This window comes from Bhargavaea cecembensis DSE10 (assembly GCF_000348905.1).
GTDB lineage: Bacteria > Bacillota > Bacilli > Bacillales_A > Planococcaceae > Bhargavaea > Bhargavaea cecembensis.
Genome location: NZ_AOFT01000002.1, coordinates 347,583 through 364,254, shown reverse-complemented (window position 1 = coordinate 364,254; position 16,672 = coordinate 347,583). Strand labels below are relative to the sequence as shown.

Sequence of the window (16,672 nt, the reverse complement as noted above, 5' to 3'; positions counted from 1 at the left end):
TCGTTCTGTTTATCGGGTTGCTGCAACCTTTCTGGAGCGGAGCGTCCGGAGCTGTTCCCGGTGGAGCCTCGCCCAGGAGGCGGTGATGCCGAAGCAGACGAGCAGCACGGCGGTCCCGAACACATAAGGGATGGCCATGTTGATATCGAACAGCGTACCCGCCAGCGCGGGGCCGAACATGTTGCCGAGGCTCATGTAGGCATTGATCAGGCCGGCGGCAAATCCCTGTTCATTTCCGGCCATCTTCGAGATCAGCGTGTTGAGCGCAGGGCGCAGCAGCGCGGTTGCCGTGAAGAAGAATGTGGAAATGAGCATAAGTGACCAGAACCGGTCCACAAACAGGATGCCGGTCATGGCAAATGCCGCAATCAGCAGATTCACGAGAATGACGCGCATCTCCCCGTACTTCCGGAACAGCGGGTCGACGACAAATGTCTGGACAACCACTCCGACAAAGCCGCCGATTGTCATCAGGACGGCGATTTCGGATGGGGAATACGCATACTTCTTATCCATATACATGGAAATCGTCGCCTGGAAGTTTGCGAGACCGAACGAAAAGACGAGCGTGATGATCAGCAGGATAAAGTAATCCAGTGCAATGGAGCGTTTTAGCTGTCCAATGATATTCTCCTGCTTTTTCTCCTCCTGTTCTTCCGGCCCGTTTTTCGGACGGGGGTCCGGAAGAATCAGTGCCGACGACAATGCGGCAATCAGTGCGACGCTGCAGGCGATATAAAATGGAAACTGAAGACTGACGCTCGAGAGGAATCCGCCGATGGAAGGGCCGATCATGAAGCCCAGGGACATGGAGGCACCGAGCCAGCCCATCCCTTTTCCGCGGTCATCGAACGAAGTGATGTCTGCCACGAACGCCATCATCGGAGGAATGAGGAAAGCCGCTCCGAAGCCCGTAATGAACCTGGCGACGAACAGCATCCAGAGTTCCGTCGCGAGACCGAATGCAAGCTGCGACAGGCCGAAGACGACCAGCCCGAAGATGATCAGCTTCTTTCTGCCATACTTGTCGGACAGGTTGCCTGAGATCGGGGAGAACAGGAATTGCGCCAGCGCAAAGGAGGAGATGAGGAACCCGAGCACCTGGCCCGCCGCTCCGAATGTCTCCAGGTAAGCCGGCATGATCGGGATAATCAGCCCGATGCCGGACATTGCGATAAACATGTTGAACATGAGGACATACAATGCAAAACGATTGGTTCCCTCCGCCATGCCCGGGCCCCCTTTGGAAATTTCGTGTGTCAAACTATCTTACCATATCCGTAATACCCGTTACACTACCGGCTGATGCCTTTTGAAGGGGAAAATCCAAAATAAAAAACAGCCCGAAATCGGAAAGATTCCGGGCTGCAAGTCAGTTCATCCCCATCTTAAAGCGGAGGAAGCGTTCATTGTATTCGCCGGTCATTTCCGGTCCGAGGTTCCGGTACACTTCAAGCCTTCCGCGGATTTCCTCATCCGGGTAAAAACGCTCATCCCCGGTCACTTCGGGATCCATCAGTTCAAGCGCGGCGGCGTTCGGCGTGGAGTAGCCGACCCAGTCGGCGTTCTGGGCCGCCACTTCCGCATCCAGCATGAAGTTGATGAACTGGTGGGCGCCATCGACATTGGCCGCAGTTTTCGGAATGATCATGTTGTCGAACCAGAGGTTGGAACCTTCTTCCGGGACGGCAAAGTCGATCGATTCGTTGACGTACATCATGTCGAGGGCCTGGCCGGACCAGGTGAGGGCGATGGCCGCCTCGTTCCGCCGCATCATCTCGACAATCTCATCCCCGATGATCGCTTTGACATTCGGCGTGAGTTCATCCAGTTTGGCCGATGCCGCATCCAATTCGGCATTATCGGTCGAGTTGAGGGAATAGCCGAGACTGTTCAGTCCCATCCCCATCACTTCACGCGCACTGTCGACAAGGATGACCTGCTGGCGGAGCTCGGGGCTCCACAGGTCCTCCCAGCTGGTGAAGTCAAAATCCTCCTCGAGAAGGTCCGGGTTAAAGGCGATTCCGACCGTTCCCCAGAAGTAGGGGACGGAAAACTCGTTGCCGGGGTCGAACGGCAGATCCAGGAAGTACGGATCGATGTTTTTCAGGTTCGGGATTTTGGAGTGATCAAGCGGAACGAGGAGGTCTTCCTCCTTCATCTTCTCGATCATGTATTCGGACGGCATGGCGACGTCATAAGACGTACCGCCCTGCTCGACCTTTGTCATCATCGCTTCGTTCGAATCGAATGTCTCATAGATGACACGGATGCCGGTTTCCTCCGTGAACCGGTCCAGGAGTTCCGGATCCAGGTATTCTCCCCAGTTGTAGACAGTGATGGTGTCGTTCCCGGCGCTGCCCGACGTCTTGCCGAGCTGGCTGTTGATATAGATCAGCAGTGCGGATACGGCAATTACGGCAACTGCTGCCCGGATGATTTCTTTCATTTCTTCACCCCCGTGACAGGTGTGCGGTTGCGCCGGTTCAGCGCATAGTAGACGAGGACCAGTCCGACGGTGACGATGAAGATCAGGCCGGACAGTGCATTGATCGTCAGCGAAATGCCGGCCCGGGCCATTGAGTAGATCTCGACGGACAGGGTGCTGAAGCCGTTGCCGGTGACGAAGAACGTCACGGCAAAGTCATCAAGCGAGTAGGTAAGTGCCAGGAAGAATCCGGCGAAGATGCCCGGCTTGATGTATGGGATGATGACACGGGTGAGCACGTCCCTTCCCGATGCCCCGAGGTCGCGTGCGGCATCAATCAGCGAATCGCTCATTTCCAGGAGCTTCGGCAGCACCATGAGGACGACGATCGGTACGCTGAAGGCGATGTGGGAGATCAGCACCGATGCAAAACCGAGACGCACGCCGACCGCTGTGAAAAGGATCAGGAACGACGCCCCGATAATAACGTCAGGGCTGACGATCAGCACATTGTTCAGGGAAAGCAGCGTGCTGCGGAGCTTCCGGTTTTTCAGATAGACGATCGCAAGTGCGCCCAGAACGCCGATCGCGGTCGAGATCAGAGCCGACAAGAGTGCGACGATCACCGTGTTGAACACGATCATGATCAGCCGGGTGTCTTCGAAGACGGCGGCGTAATGCTCCCATGTGAAGGAGTCAAACGACGACATCGTCCCGTTCGAGTTGAACGAATAGAAGATCAGGAAGAAAATCGGCGCATACAGGATGATGAAAACGAGTGCCAGAAAAGCTTTCTGCACATTACTTTGTTTTCCCAATGGATGCGCCTCCTTTCTCCTTCTGGCCGGTGAACAGCATGATGACGAACATGAACAGGATCAGGAAGACGGCAATCGTCGAGCCCATTCCCCAGTTTTGGGTGACGAGGAATTGCTGTTCGATGGCTGTGCCGAGCGTGATGACCTTGTTGCCGGCAATAAGCCGGGTGATCATGAACAGTGAAAGCGCCGGGATAAAGGTCACCTGGATGCCTGATTTCACGCCGTTCATCGTGAGCGGAAGGATAACCCTCCGAAATGTCGTCCAGGGGCTTGCCCCGAGGTCACGCGATGCATCGATCAGTGCGGGATTCAGCCGGTCGATCGCGTTGAAGATCGGCAGGATCATGAACGGGATGAAAATATAGACCGAAACGAAAATAAAGCTGAAGTCGGTGAACAGAAGCTGTGTGGATCCGATTCCGATCGCTGCGAAAAAGGCGTTGATCGGACCGTACTGGCCGAATATCCCGATAAAGGCATACGTCTTCAGCAGCAGGTTGATCCAGGACGGGATGATGATCAGCAGCAGCCAGAGCTGCTTGTGCCTGGTCTTCGTCAGGAAGTAGGCGGTCGGATACGCGATCAGCAGCGAAAACAGCGTGATCAGGAAGGCGTACCAGAACGAGCTGAGCGTCAGTTCCAGATAGACCGAGGAAAAGAACGCCCCGTAGTTGGCAAACGTGAAGTCGCCGTGGATATCGAACAGCGAATAGTAGACGACAAGCGCAATCGGCGCGATGACAAACAAGAGGATCCAGGCCCCATACGGAATCAGGTAAAGTGCGCGTGTCGACTTATTCTGCATGGCCAGACACCTCGTACGACTCGAGCCTCCGGTCGAAATCTTCTTCCGATTCGTTCAGCCTCATGACGTGGATCGCCTCCGGATCGAAGTCCAGGCCGATTTCGTCGCCGACCTGGGCTTTTCTCGTGGAATGCACCAGCCATTCGTTGCCGTCCCTGTCGTAGGTCGACAGCTCATAATGGACACCGCGGAACAGCTGGGTGTCCACCGTGACGACGAGCTTCCCGCGGTCCGGGGAAGTGATCTCCAGGTCTTCAGGGCGGATGACGACCTCGATCTTTTCGTTCGGGTCCAGGCCGGCGTCGACGCACTCGAACTCCCTGCCGGCGAAGCGGACCAGGTGGTCGCGGATCATGACGCCGTCCACGATATTGGACTCACCGATAAAGTCCGCGACGAACCGGTTGATCGGCTCGTCATAAATATCGATCGGGGTCCCGGACTGGACGATTTCCCCGGCATTCATGACGAAGATCTCATCGGACATCGCGAGTGCTTCTTCCTGATCATGGGTGACGAAGATGAACGTCTTGCCGAGCCGCTGCTGCAATTCGCGCAGCTCATACTGCATCTCGGTCCGGAGCTTCAGGTCAAGTGCGGACAGCGGCTCATCGAGAAGGATGATTTCCGGGTCATTGACGATGGCCCGGGCGATGGCGACACGCTGGCGCTGGCCGCCGGACATCTCGGAGATTTCGCGGTTTTCGTATCCCTGCAGGTTGACGAACTGCAGTGCTTCCTCAACACGGCGCTTGACCTCCGCCTGCTTGATTTTCTTGATGCGCAACCCGAAGGCAACATTCTCGAATACATTCAGGTGAGGGAAGAGGGCATAGTCCTGGAATACGGTATTGACCTGCCGCTCATTCGGCGGGGTGTCATTTATTTTCTTCCCGTTAAATTGGATTTCGCCGCTGCTCGGTTCAATAAAGCCGGCAATCAGCCGGAGAATGGTCGTCTTTCCGCAGCCGGAAGGACCGAGCAGGGTATAAAACTTGCCGCGTTCCATTTCGAAGCTGATGTTGTTCAGGACGGACGTGTCGTCGTTGTACCGCTTGGAGACATTGTCGAAGCGGATAATGGGCTGTTGGGTCATGACTTACCTCCAGTATCAATAATCACAAATACGATTCAGTGGCGACGAGCAGGCATCTGGCCTCCCCGGGACCGGCATTTGACAGCTGATGATCATGCGATGCCTCGTAGTAAAGGGCATCGCCCGCACCGGCCTTATAACTCTCTGTACCCAATTGGAGCAGGATCTGCCCTTCCAGGACCAAAATGAATGTCTGGGAGAGGGAAGGTTCGAATTCCTTGAATTCCCCGCCGGGTGCAAGTGTCAGCAGGACAGGCTCCATCTCATTCTCGTTCGACTCGGAAACAAGCCAGCGGACGGAGTACCCCCGGTCCTCATCGGTGTTCAGAATATGTTCATCCTTGCTGAAGACGACTTTGGCCGCAGGGCCGTCGTCGAAAAACTCCTTGGGGGAAGAACCGAGTACCTCCAAAAGAGAAAACAGGGTTTCGATGGACGGCGAGGTATGGTCGCGTTCTAGCTGGGAGATGTAGCCCTTGCTCAAATCCGTCCGCTCGCCGAGTTCTTCCTGTGTGAGCCCTTTTTTCAGCCGGAGCTGCTTGATTTTTTTCCCGATTTGCATGGGACAGCCTCCTGTGGAGTTTACTTATAATAAACTTTAAGTTTAGCAATAGCGGATTTTATTATACAAAATCCATCCGTGATTGCAAGAGAAAAATGTCACCCGGTTTGGTCCCTTGTTTTTTGGGAGACATGCCAAAAGTCCGGCACGCTTTTTTGCGTGCCGGACCGGCGGATCAGAAGTCCAGGTCGTCGAGCTTTCTCTTTAGCTTCCGCCATACGATGCGGCCGAGGTAAGTGAAGAAGAGGTAGACCGACATGCCGATTCCGAGAAGCGCGGTAATGAGCGCGATCCACCCGAACAATCCGTATGAAGAGATCTCGCTCCAGCTCGTATCGTTTTTCCAGTCGTCAATCACCAGGTTCATTCCGTAGATTCCCGAAATCACAGTGAAGACGGTGAGGAAGAAGAGGAGCAGATTCATGCTGTTGGCAGCTGCGTTTTCCTGCGTCCGATACAGCTCATCGAGTGTCGTGCGCACTTCCTGAAACAGATCGTCCAGGCTGAATGCCTGCCTGAAGAGCAGTCCCAGTTCCCGTCCTTCCTGGCGGACACTGACATGCTTGAAATAATACCAGGACGAGAAGATGGTAATCAGCTCAATGAGCCGCTTCAGATACTCTTCGTCCTTGTCCCATTTAAGACGGCTGTATTCGAACGATACCCTGAGAAGCATAATCCGATAAAAGTAATGCAGGAGGAAATTATAGTAGTGCGTTCCCATGAAGTGGGCAAGCGGTCGCTGCATCTCCTCGGAACTTTTCGTGGTCACGTTGGTATAGGAAAAATCCGTGGCCAGCGTGTACAGATCAGGCGCCCATCGGTCATGCAGATATTTATCCAGATAGTCCCTTATGTAGTTCATGTTTGAGGCCGAAATGAAGGGCTTTCCTTCGGGGCTCAGCCCGTCGACCCTTCCGATCCGGAACAGCTGCTCGTCGCTGAATTCCGTCCCCGGTTCGGCGAACAGGAAGGAAGTCACGAACATCCGCTCATCTTCGAAATAAGGCAGGCTTCCGAAGTAGCCTGTGAGCCGCTCATCATGGATGATAAACGGCCTGATTGCGGAGGCCAGGCGGTCGAGGAGAAATTCGTGGATACTTGAAAAATCCTTGCCATCCCCACAATGGATGATCGATCCCTTTTCTTCTTTCAGTTTGTTTTCTGTTGCACGGAAGTGCTGCATAAAGTTGAGGACGGAGGAAAGCGGCAGGTTTTCTTCCAGCAACCGCACCCTAGACGTAAGGAATGCGATGCCGAAAGGACCCAATGTCACGTCCAGGCTCATAAAACGGAACGGATACCGCTCTCCGTCCGCTGTCAGCGTAAAATCTTCGCCGATCACTTTGTAGAAACGGTGGAAGCCGTACTCCTCGACGGTCGGAGGGAAAATTTTGCGTTCCACGTAGGGAAGGAAATACTGATCCAGTTCCTCCTGTGAAATCTCGATCGAGCCTTCGTAAAGATCGTTAATCCGGCCTCCGGGATCTTCCAGGGTGAAAAAGTGAAACCCGTCTTTTTTGAGGACATCGGCCGCTTTCCTGATCTGTTTTTTTCTATAGGCAAATGGCAGGATAAAGGACAGATAGCCGTCTTTGACAATAAAGTCTTTTGTATCCGGAACCTCAGTCATGTTTTCACCGCGATTCATTGTAGTTTTGGGATGATGTGGTACACTATTGGAAAAAGGAGGGGTGGCAATGGGAAAGAACAATTTCTTCCCGGGTCCGGACCATGGCCGGGGGCGCAGCCGCAACGGCGTAACGCCCGTCATCGAAGGGGTTTTCCTGATGACAAAAGATCGCATCATCCCTTATGAAGAGCTGGATGATTACTGTGAATTCTGTCTGGAACCGCTGTCCTACGATGCCACCTATGATTCCGCATATTGCGCCGGATGCAATGAGTGGCGCGAAGAAACCTGTACGGATCCGAAATGCCAGTTCTGCACGGAACGGCCAAAGCGTCCGTTTGGCCGGGGCTGAACGGCCTCCCTCTCATCCTTCCCTCTTTCCGGGGAAGAGTAAACGGTTTTGAAGCTGTAATTTACGCGCGGCCCCCGGGCGGGCCGGCGTCTGGAGGCATGGATGATGAAGAAAGAGTTTGTCGTAGTCGGGCTGGGGCGGTTCGGAGGAAGCATCTGCCGGGAACTGGTGGAGCAGGGGGCCGACGTCCTTGCCATCGATCAGGATCCCGAGAGGGTGGACGAGTTCGCCTCGATCGCGACACAGGCCGTCGTGGCGGATACGACCGACGAGCAGGCACTCGTGTCGCTCGGCATCCGGAATTTCGAACACGTGATTGTCGCCATCGGGGAGGATATCCAGTCCAGCATCCTGACCACGCTCATCCTGAAGGAACTGGGTGTCGAAAAGATTACGGTAAAAGCGCAAAACGACTATCACGCGAAGGTGCTCCAGAAAATCGGAGCGGACCAGGTTGTCCATCCGGAGCGGGACATGGGCATCCGTATCGCGAACAATATGATCTCAAACAACATCCTGGATTACCTCGAGTTGTCCGAAGAGCACTCCATCATGGAGATCAAAGCGAATGAGATGCTTGCGGGCCATTCCATTCTGGATCTTGATATCCGGGCCCGATACGGCATCAACATCGTGGCGATCAAGCGGGGGGAGGACGTAGTGGTCTCCCCGATGGCGGAGGAACCGATCCGTGAGGGGGATATCCTGATCATCATCGGCTCCGATGCGGATATCCTGCGTTTTGAGAAAAAAGCACTTCACTGAGCAGCACGAAAAGCCCCGGAAAAGAAAGTTTCCGGGGCTTTCTGATGGGCAGCAGGAATATAAAAAAGCTGAACGGAATGGGATTCCGTTCAGCTTTTTCTTTTCGGTGATCAGACTTCCATGACGACAGGAAGGATCATCGGTTTGCGTTTGGTCTGTTCGTACAGGTACGGACCCAGAATATCCGTGATCTGGCTTTTCAGCGCCTCGGTGTCCGGTGTTTCGGAATTGGATACCGACTGGCGGAGCCGCCGGTTCAGCATTGACTGGGCTTCGTTGATCATCTGTCCGGATTCACGCATGTAGACGAATCCGCGTGAGATCAGGTCAGGGCCCGCGACGATTTTGCCTTTGGCCTTGTTCAGCGTGACGACCACGATGACGAGCCCGTCTTCCGAAAGGACGCGGCGGTCGCGCAGGACGACGTTGCCGATATCGCCGATTCCGCTGCCGTCGATGTAGACGTCACCCGACGGGATCCGTCCCGCCAGATGGGCCTCATCCGAACTGAGCGCAAGAACATCGCCGTTCTCCATGATGAAGATATTGTCTTCCGGTACGTCACACTGGACGGCAAGCCCGGCGTGGGTTTTCAGCATCCGGTATTCTCCGTGGATCGGCATGAAGAACTTCGGTTTGATCAGGCGGAGCATCAGCTTCTGCTCCTGCTGGGAACCGTGGCCGGACGTATGAATGTTGTTGAGCGATCCGTGGATCACTTCTGCGCCTGCCCGGAACAGCAGGTTAATCGTCCGGTTCACGCTGGCAATATTGCCCGGAATCGGGGAAGAAGAGAAGATGACCGTGTCCCCGGGCTGGATCTGGATCTGCCGGTGCGTGCCGTTTGCGATCCGTGAAAGTGCCGCCATCGGCTCACCCTGGCTTCCCGTACAGAGGATCATGACCTCATTGGCGGGAAGGCGGTTGAGTGTCTGGGTATCCACAAACATTTCTTTCGGTGCGTCGATGTAGCCGAGCTCCGTGCCGATGGTGATGGCGTTGTCCATGCTCCGACCGAATACGGCGATCTTCCTGCCATGACGGATCGCCGCTTCCACTGCCTGCTGGAGGCGGTAGATGTTGGAGGCAAATGTTGCAAAGATAATGCGTCCGTTCACTTTCCGGAAGATCTCATCGATGCTTTCACCGACAGTTTTCTCGGACATCGTGAAATCCGGCACTTCCGCATTTGTGCTGTCGGAAAGAAGACAGAGGACGCCTTCCTCTCCGATCTGTGCCATCTTCGCCAGGTTCGCAGGCTCTCCGACAGGGGTGAAGTCAAACTTGAAGTCACCGGTGTGGACAACGTTGCCGGGAGGCGTTTTGACGACAATTCCGAAGGCATCCGGTATACTGTGGGTCGTCCTGAAAAAGCTGACGGATGTTTTTCTGAACTTGATCACGTCATCCTCTTCGACCTCGATCAGCTTCGTGCGGCGGAGGAGTCCGTGCTCCTCAAGCTTGTTGCGCAGGAGGCCCAGCGCCAGCTTGCCGCCATAAACCGGGATGTTGACTTTTTTGAGCAGGTAGGGGATGCCGCCGATATGGTCTTCGTGGCCGTGTGTGACGAAGAGGCCTTTTACTTTGTCGACATTCCGTTCGATGTACGTATAGTCGGGAATCACATAGTCGATGCCGAGGAGGTCATCTTCCGGGAACATGATCCCTGCATCGATCAGGATGATTTCATCCTGGAATTGGACCCCATACGTGTTTTTGCCGATTTCGCCCAGTCCGCCGAGCGCAAATACGGCTGTCTGATCATTCTTGACCGATTTCATCCGGGTCACACCTGTTCGACATGGAAGTCGGGCGATTTTTTCTCGTATTCCAGATGGCCGTCTTCCAGGGCTTGGATGTGTTCAACGTACAGTTCGCGCTCTTTTAATGCAGCGCGGACGGCACGGACAGATTCTGCTTCGACATACATGGTTTTCGTGTTTTCGCGGACTGGTACTTCATGCATGTTTTCTTGATAGTACACTTTGTAGATCATGGTCTGCTCTCCTTTTTCACGTTCAAATACTTGCCATATCGTTTATAATAGCATGCAGGCCCAGTGAAATAAAGAAAAGCCCCCGTAATTGCGGGGGCATGAGTTCACTATGCAATGGACTTCTTGCCGAGGATGCCATTGAGCCGCTTCAACCATTTGCGTTTCAGGCGTTTCAGCATGGCTATCACTCCTTGTGAACCCATTATAGGCCTTTTTGAATGTTCTGTCAAGGGTGGTTCAGAAAGAAATTATATAGGAAGGCGGAGATTGAAACGATGAAGAAAATCCTCTTTTTCGATATCGACGGCACCCTGTACGACCATGACAAGCAATTGCCCGAGTCAGCCAAAAAAGCGGTCATGGCCGCGCGTGAAAAGGGCCATCTTGTTGCGATTGCAACAGGACGGGCACCTTTCATGGTCGGCCCGGTTCTTGAAGACCTGGACATCGATACATACATTTGCTTTAACGGACAATATGTTGTCCACAAGGGTGAGCGGATCTACGGCGGCGTCATCGAACCGGATATCCTTGCCCGCATCAAGGAGAAGGCGGACAGGGACCGCTTCCCGCTCATTTTCATGGATGACCGGGAAATGGTCGCAACAGAAACCGGCCATCCCCATGTCGGGGACAGCCTGAGTTCACTTAAAATGCCGTATCCACGGGCATCGGATACATTCTATAAAGAGAGACCGATCCACCAGGCACTCCTTTTCTGCACCGAGCAGCAGGAGCATGACTATACCGAGGCATTCCCGGAAATGAAATTTGTCCGCTGGCACCGCACGTCGACTGATATCCTTCCAGCAGGAATTTCAAAAGCCGAAGGGATGCAGCGGATCCTCGATCGGGAAGGGCTGACGATGGCCGATGCCGTCGCATTCGGAGACGGTCTCAATGACATCGAGATGCTTGAGGCAGCGGGTGTCGGAGTGGCCATGGGAAATGCCCATGAAGAAGCCAAAAAACGGGCCGACTACATCGCGGGCGACGTGTCCGAAGACGGCATCGCAAGAATCCTCGATCAGTTGCAGCTCATCTGAATAACAAAACAGACAGGCTGGGCCTGTCTGCAATGATTCCGGGACCGCTTGGCGGCCCCGGATTTATTCTTCTTCCGCCTTTAGCGGCTCCGCATCCGGGTAATCACGGAATGGCTCATCCGGATCGATGTGGTCATAGAACATGACACCGTTCAGATGGTCCAGTTCGTGCTGGAAGGCGATGGCCTGCAGTCCGGATAGGCGCTTCTTGATCGGCTCGCCTTCCGGTGTAAAGCCCTTGATTGTGATCTTGGCATGTCGCGGAACAAAGCCGGGAACGTCCCTGTCCACGGACAGGCAGCCTTCTCCGCCCGGGAGATAGGACCTCTTGGCGGAGTGGCTCACAATCTTCGGATTGATGATCGTCATGCTGAGCGGCTCCATGCCCTCATCTGTTATATGCAGGGCGAACATCCGCTTCGGCACGTCGATCTGGTTGGCGGCGATGCCGATGCCTGCACGCAGCCCGTATTTTTCAGCCTTCTCGGGATCCTGGCTGTTTTTCAGAAACTCAAGCATCTCACCGGCAATTTTCTTTTCTTCTTCCGTGAGCGGGAACTTCATTTCCTCCGCTTTTTTCCGCAGGGTCGGATGACCTTCGCGAATAATCTGATCCATCGTAATCATGGCAGCTGACTTCCTTTCGTACGGTATACCTTGTCTCCCATTATATACGGTCCGGCGGGTTGATGAAACAAATTGTCCCGCCTGATTGAAAACGGTGCGCCCAGCGAATATAGTAGAAAGTGGAAAGGGAAGGGGAGACCGAGATGAAAAAACGATTGGCAGGCACAGCGCTTGCTGCGGCGATGCTCCTTTCCGCCTGCTCTTTCGGCGCATCTGCCGAAGACCGGCTATCAGATGTGATCGGGACGATCCAGGAAAAGGAGAAGCCGTTCCTGGAAGCACAGGAGAAAATGGCATCGCTCGAAAAAGAGGAATTCGGGAAGTTCAATGAAATGATGGAGCTGACCCAGGAAGACCGTGAAGAACTGTCTGCATTGGCGGGAGAGGCTGACGAATCTGCAGATGAGCGTCTCGGCCTGCTGGAAGAAGGGAAAGAGGCCCTGGACAATGCCCGGAAGGAGTTGTCCGGGCTCGATGAAATCGGCAAGGACGACGAAGACCCTGTCAGGGAGGCCGTCGGGAAACTGAAGCAGTCGATGTCCGACCGATATGACGCCCACGAGGAATTCTCTGAGGTTTATGAAAAGGCCGCCGTCATGCAAAAAGATCTGTATAGCCTTGCGACGGATGAAGAGGCCGATTTCCAGACGATCCAGGAAAAAGTGGAAGCTGTCAACAAGGGAAATGCGGAAGTGACTGCGGCAGCGAATGCGTTCAATGAAGCGACGGAAGCTGTCAACACGGTGAAAAAAGAAACATATGCAACGATCGGCGACACTGAAGAAAATTAAATACCGAGAGCCCGGAAGCATCTCATTCCGGGCGTTTTTTCGTTTTCATAAAGGGAATACTGGAAATGTTGATTGGGTGTGCTAAAACAAACAAGTGCTATGTGTTAATACAGATGATTGGTTTTATCGGTGTGTACTAATACTAAAAGCGCTTTCAAACCCTTGTATTGACTAGTATTTTCCGGTCTTGTATAATTCAATCCGAATCAGGTGTACCAATTCTGGAAAGAAAAACGATAATACAGCTAAAGGAGAGTTGCCGCAATGGCTGCCAAGAAGGCGAACGCATTCGATCCGGAACAAAACCTCCGTGAAATCGAAGACAAATTCGAAATGCTCCAGATTCTCAATGAAGATGGGGAAATCATCAATAAAGAGATGGATCCGGGACTGAGCGATGAACAACTGACAGAGCTGATGACCCGCATGGTCTGGACAAGGATCCTGGACCAGCGCTCCATTTCCCTGAACCGCCAGGGCCGTCTCGGCTTCTACGCGCCGACTGCCGGACAGGAAGCTTCCCAGCTTGCGTCCCAGTTTGCTCTGGAAAGTGAAGACTTTATCCTGCCCGGATACCGTGACGTGCCGCAGATTATCTTCCACGGCCTCCCGCTTGAACAGGCATTCCTGTGGTCCCGCGGACATTTCCAGGGAAGCGATGTTCCTGACGGCGTGAATATTTTCCTGCCTCAAATCATCATCGGCGCCCAGTATATCCAGGCTGCCGGCGTTGCGCTCGGAAAGCAGAAACGCGGAGAAAAGTCGGTCGTCATCACTTATACAGGCGATGGCGGTACATCCCAGGGTGACTTCTATGAAGGAATCAACTTTGCAGGTGCGTTCAACTCTCCTGCGATTTTCATCATCCAGAACAACCAGTATGCCATCTCGACCCCACGTTCCCTTCAGACAAAAGCGAAAACACTTGCCCAGAAGGGGATCTCTGCAGGCATTCCGAGCGTGCTCGTCGACGGAATGGACCCGCTGGCAGTTTATGCGGTCACAAAACAGGCCCGCGAGCGTGCTCTGAACGGCGGCGGCCCGACCCTCATCGAGACAATGTGCTACCGCTACGGCCCACACACAATGGCAGGGGACGACCCGACCCGCTACCGCACATCCGAAACCGATTCGGAATGGGAAAAGCGCGATCCGCTCATCCGTTTCCGCAAGTACCTGGAAGGCAAGGGCCTCTGGAACGAGGAAAAGGAAAACGAAGTGATCGACCGCGCCAAGGAAGAGATCAAAGCCGCCATCAAGAAGGCGGATGCCGCTCCAAAGCAGAAAGTGAGCGACTTCCTCAACATCATGTACCGCGGGGATATGCCGCAGAACGTGAAAGAACAGCTTGACATCTATACAAAGAAGGAGTCGAAGTGACCGATGGCACAAATGACGATGATCCAGGCGATTACGGATGCACTCCGTACTGAGCTGAAAAATGATGAAAATGTCCTCGTCTTCGGGGAGGACGTCGGCGTTAACGGAGGCGTTTTCCGTGCTACGGAAGGCCTCCAGAAGGAATTCGGCGAAGACCGCGTATTCGACACGCCGCTTGCCGAATCCGGCATCGGCGGCCTTGCGGTCGGCCTTGCGCTCCAGGGATTCCGTCCCGTACCGGAAATCCAGTTTTTCGGGTTTGTCTATGAAGTAATGGACTCCATCAGCGGCCAGCTTGCACGCATGAGCTTCCGCAGCGCCGGACACTTCCACGCACCGGTCACGATCCGTTCGCCGTTCGGCGGCGGCGTCGCCACTCCCGAAATGCACGCGGACAGCCTTGAAGGCCTCATGGCACAGCAGCCGGGCCTGAAAGTGGTCATCCCGTCCGGCCCGTACGACGCAAAGGGCCTCCTGATTTCGGCAATCCGCGATGAAGACCCGGTGATTTATCTGGAACACATGAAGCTTTACCGCTCGTTCCGTGAAGAAGTTCCGGAAGAGGAATACACAATCCCGCTCGGAAAGGCGAATGTGAAGAAGGAAGGCACGGACCTGTCGATCTTTGCATACGGCGCGATGGTGCGTGAAAGCCTGAAAGCGGCCGAGGAACTTGAAAAGGAAGGCCACTCCGTTGAAGTGGTCGACCTCCGTACGGTCCAGCCGCTCGATATTGACACCATCATCTCGTCGGTCGAGAAAACCAACCGTGCGATTGTTGTCCAGGAAGCACAGCGCCAGGCGGGCATCGCGGCGAACGTGGTTGCAGAAATCACAGAGCGCGCAATCCTTAGCCTGGAGGCGCCTGTGCTCCGCGTAACGGCTCCGGATACCATCTATCCATATGCACAGGGCGAGAATGCATGGCTTCCAGGTGCAAAGGATATCGTAGAAACCGCTAAAAAAGTTCTCGAGTTCTGATAGACGATTTTTATAGAAGAAAGGGTGAGAGGCGTGGCATTTGAATTTCGTATGCCGGATATCGGTGAAGGCATCCATGAAGGGGAAATCGTAAAGTGGTTCGTCAATAAAGGCGATACCATCCAGGAAGACGACGTCCTGTGCGAAGTGCAGAACGACAAAGCGGTCGTTGAAATCCCTTCCCCGGTGGATGGGACTGTAGAAGACATCCTTGTCGGCGAAGGTGAAGTTGCTGTTGTCGGGGATCTCCTCATCAAGATCGATTCCCCGGACCACCCGGGCGGTGAAGAGGAAGGGCAAGACGCCGGCACGGACAAAACCGATGACCAGGTCCAGGCTTCCCTTGAATCCGGCCAGGATCTGGAAAAGGAACAAGCCCCAAAAACCGAAAAAGACCAGGGAACAGCCCCAGCTGCTGCCCAGAAATCGGACAAGCCGAAGGGCGGCCGAGTTATCGCCATGCCATCGGTACGTAAATATGCGCGTGACAATGATGTGGATATCCATGAAGTCGAAGGAAGCGGCAAAAATGGCCGTATCCTTAAGGAAGACGTGGATGCGTTCATGAGCGGAGGACAAAAACCTGAGGCAGATCAGTCCGCTGAGGCAGCTGCCCAGGATACTGCACCTGCAGCAGAAGAGACGGCACGTCCTGCCGCGGCTGCACAGCTGCCGGAAGGGGAATTCCCGGAAACCCGGGAGAAGATCTCCCCGATCCGCAAGGCCATTGCCAAAGCGATGGTCAATTCCAAGCATACGGCACCGCACGTCACACATCTTGACGAAGTCGACGTTTCAGCACTTGTCGAACACCGCCGGAAGTTCAAAGAAATCGCAGCGGAAAAAGGCATCAAGCTGACTTATCTGCCATATGTCGTTAAGGCCCTCGTCAGCACGCTGCGTGAATACCCGCAACTGAATGTGTCGTATGACGAGTCGACAGAAGAAGTGATCCAGAAACACTACTTCAACGTAGGCATCGCTGCAGACACCGACCGCGGACTGCTTGTTCCGGTGATCAAGAATGCGGACCGCAAGTCTGTTTTCGCCATCTCCGACGAAATCAACCAGCTTGCAGCTAAAGCGCGCGACGGAAAGCTGGCGCCAAATGAGATGAAGGGCGGCTCGATGTCCATCTCGAACCTTGGCTCTGCAAGCGGACAATGGTTCACCCCGATCATCAACCACCCGGAAGTCGCAATCCTCGGAATCGGCCGCATCGCGGAAAAACCGGTTGTCAAAAATGGTGAAATTGTGGCGGCTCCTATGTTAGCATTGTCATTGAGCTATGATCACCGGATGATCGACGGCGTCACTGCGCAGCAGGCGCTGAACCATATCAAGCGGCTGTTGTCGAATCCGGAACTCTTACTAATGGAGGCGTAAAAA

17 protein-coding genes are annotated in these 16,672 nt (G+C 54.2%); 7 read left to right on the top strand and 10 right to left on the bottom strand.

Annotated features, from left to right (window positions below; all coding sequences use genetic code 11):
• Positions 1 to 9: 9 nt before the first annotated feature.
• The 7 genes from C772_RS03425 to C772_RS03395 form a co-directional block, all read right to left on the bottom strand.
• Positions 10 to 1,230 carry an MFS transporter gene (locus tag C772_RS03425; protein ID WP_008297429.1) on the bottom strand — a complete coding sequence of 407 codons (1,221 nt, stop codon included), beginning with the start codon at positions 1,228 to 1,230 and terminating at the stop codon, positions 10 to 12.
• Positions 1,231 to 1,372: 142 nt separating this feature from the next.
• A complete protein-coding gene (locus C772_RS03420) occupies positions 1,373 to 2,449 on the bottom strand; it encodes an ABC transporter substrate-binding protein (protein WP_008297428.1) in 1,077 nt (358 codons plus the stop codon).
• A complete protein-coding gene (locus C772_RS03415) occupies positions 2,446 to 3,246 on the bottom strand; it encodes an ABC transporter permease (RefSeq protein WP_008297427.1) in 801 nt (266 codons plus the stop codon). Before C772_RS03415 ends, C772_RS03420 begins: the two co-directional genes overlap by 4 nt.
• A complete protein-coding gene (locus C772_RS03410; protein WP_008297426.1) occupies positions 3,230 to 4,054 on the bottom strand; it encodes an ABC transporter permease in 825 nt (274 codons plus the stop codon). The genes C772_RS03415 and C772_RS03410 overlap by 17 nt, the downstream gene beginning before the upstream one ends.
• A complete protein-coding gene (locus tag C772_RS03405; RefSeq protein ID WP_008297425.1) occupies positions 4,044 to 5,150 on the bottom strand; it encodes an ABC transporter ATP-binding protein in 1,107 nt (368 codons plus the stop codon). The genes C772_RS03410 and C772_RS03405 overlap by 11 nt, the downstream gene beginning before the upstream one ends.
• 22 nt (positions 5,151 to 5,172) lie before the next feature.
• Positions 5,173 to 5,712, bottom strand: coding sequence for a helix-turn-helix domain-containing protein (locus tag C772_RS03400; protein WP_008297424.1), 540 nt, complete (start codon positions 5,710 to 5,712; stop codon positions 5,173 to 5,175).
• Between the two features lie 175 nt (positions 5,713 to 5,887).
• Positions 5,888 to 7,345 (bottom strand): magnesium transporter CorA family protein, encoded by a 1,458-nt coding sequence (locus C772_RS03395; RefSeq protein ID WP_008297422.1) that lies wholly within the window; start codon positions 7,343 to 7,345, stop codon positions 5,888 to 5,890.
• A 67-nt stretch (positions 7,346 to 7,412) separates the two neighbouring features.
• On the opposite strand from C772_RS03395, the gene C772_RS03390 reads away from it, so the two are divergent.
• Together C772_RS03390 and C772_RS03385 are read left to right on the top strand one after the other, a co-directional pair.
• Complete coding sequence (locus C772_RS03390; RefSeq protein WP_008297421.1) at positions 7,413 to 7,697, top strand: hypothetical protein; 285 nt, start codon at positions 7,413 to 7,415, stop codon at positions 7,695 to 7,697.
• A 105-nt stretch (positions 7,698 to 7,802) separates the two neighbouring features.
• Positions 7,803 to 8,462 (top strand): potassium channel family protein, encoded by a 660-nt coding sequence (locus C772_RS03385; RefSeq protein WP_035001263.1) that lies wholly within the window; start codon positions 7,803 to 7,805, stop codon positions 8,460 to 8,462.
• Positions 8,463 to 8,572: 110 nt separating this feature from the next.
• On the opposite strand, the gene rnjA is transcribed toward C772_RS03385, so the two are convergent.
• Both rnjA and C772_RS03375 read right to left on the bottom strand, forming a co-directional pair.
• Complete coding sequence (rnjA, locus tag C772_RS03380) at positions 8,573 to 10,243, bottom strand: ribonuclease J1 (RefSeq protein ID WP_008297419.1); 1,671 nt, start codon at positions 10,241 to 10,243, stop codon at positions 8,573 to 8,575.
• Between the two features lie 5 nt (positions 10,244 to 10,248).
• Positions 10,249 to 10,458 carry a DNA-dependent RNA polymerase subunit epsilon gene (locus C772_RS03375; protein WP_008297418.1) on the bottom strand — a complete coding sequence of 70 codons (210 nt, stop codon included), beginning with the start codon at positions 10,456 to 10,458 and terminating at the stop codon, positions 10,249 to 10,251.
• A 275-nt stretch (positions 10,459 to 10,733) separates the two neighbouring features.
• On the opposite strand from C772_RS03375, the gene C772_RS03370 reads away from it, so the two are divergent.
• Positions 10,734 to 11,504: a Cof-type HAD-IIB family hydrolase gene (locus tag C772_RS03370; protein ID WP_008297417.1), complete on the top strand. Its 771-nt coding sequence runs from the start codon at positions 10,734 to 10,736 to the stop codon at positions 11,502 to 11,504.
• Between the two features lie 63 nt (positions 11,505 to 11,567).
• Here the strand turns inward: C772_RS03370 and def are convergent, their stop codons facing one another.
• On the bottom strand, positions 11,568 to 12,131 hold the full coding sequence (gene def, locus C772_RS03365; RefSeq protein ID WP_008297416.1) for a peptide deformylase: 564 nt from the start codon (positions 12,129 to 12,131) through the stop codon (positions 11,568 to 11,570).
• Between the two features lie 143 nt (positions 12,132 to 12,274).
• On the opposite strand from def, the gene C772_RS03360 reads away from it, so the two are divergent.
• The 4 genes from C772_RS03360 to C772_RS03345 all read left to right on the top strand — a co-directional run bounded on the left by C772_RS03360 (position 12,275) and on the right by C772_RS03345 (position 16,669).
• Positions 12,275 to 12,922 carry a YkyA family protein gene (locus tag C772_RS03360; protein ID WP_008297415.1) on the top strand — a complete coding sequence of 216 codons (648 nt, stop codon included), beginning with the start codon at positions 12,275 to 12,277 and terminating at the stop codon, positions 12,920 to 12,922.
• 264 nt (positions 12,923 to 13,186) lie between these two features.
• Positions 13,187 to 14,302, top strand: a complete 1,116-nt coding sequence (gene pdhA / locus C772_RS03355; protein ID WP_008297414.1) for a pyruvate dehydrogenase (acetyl-transferring) E1 component subunit alpha — start codon at positions 13,187 to 13,189, stop codon at positions 14,300 to 14,302.
• A gap of 3 nt (positions 14,303 to 14,305) precedes the next feature.
• Positions 14,306 to 15,283: an alpha-ketoacid dehydrogenase subunit beta gene (locus C772_RS03350; RefSeq protein ID WP_008297412.1), complete on the top strand. Its 978-nt coding sequence runs from the start codon at positions 14,306 to 14,308 to the stop codon at positions 15,281 to 15,283.
• 33 nt (positions 15,284 to 15,316) lie between these two features.
• Positions 15,317 to 16,669: a dihydrolipoamide acetyltransferase family protein gene (locus tag C772_RS03345; protein WP_008297410.1), complete on the top strand. Its 1,353-nt coding sequence runs from the start codon at positions 15,317 to 15,319 to the stop codon at positions 16,667 to 16,669.
• Positions 16,670 to 16,672: the final 3 nt, after the last annotated feature.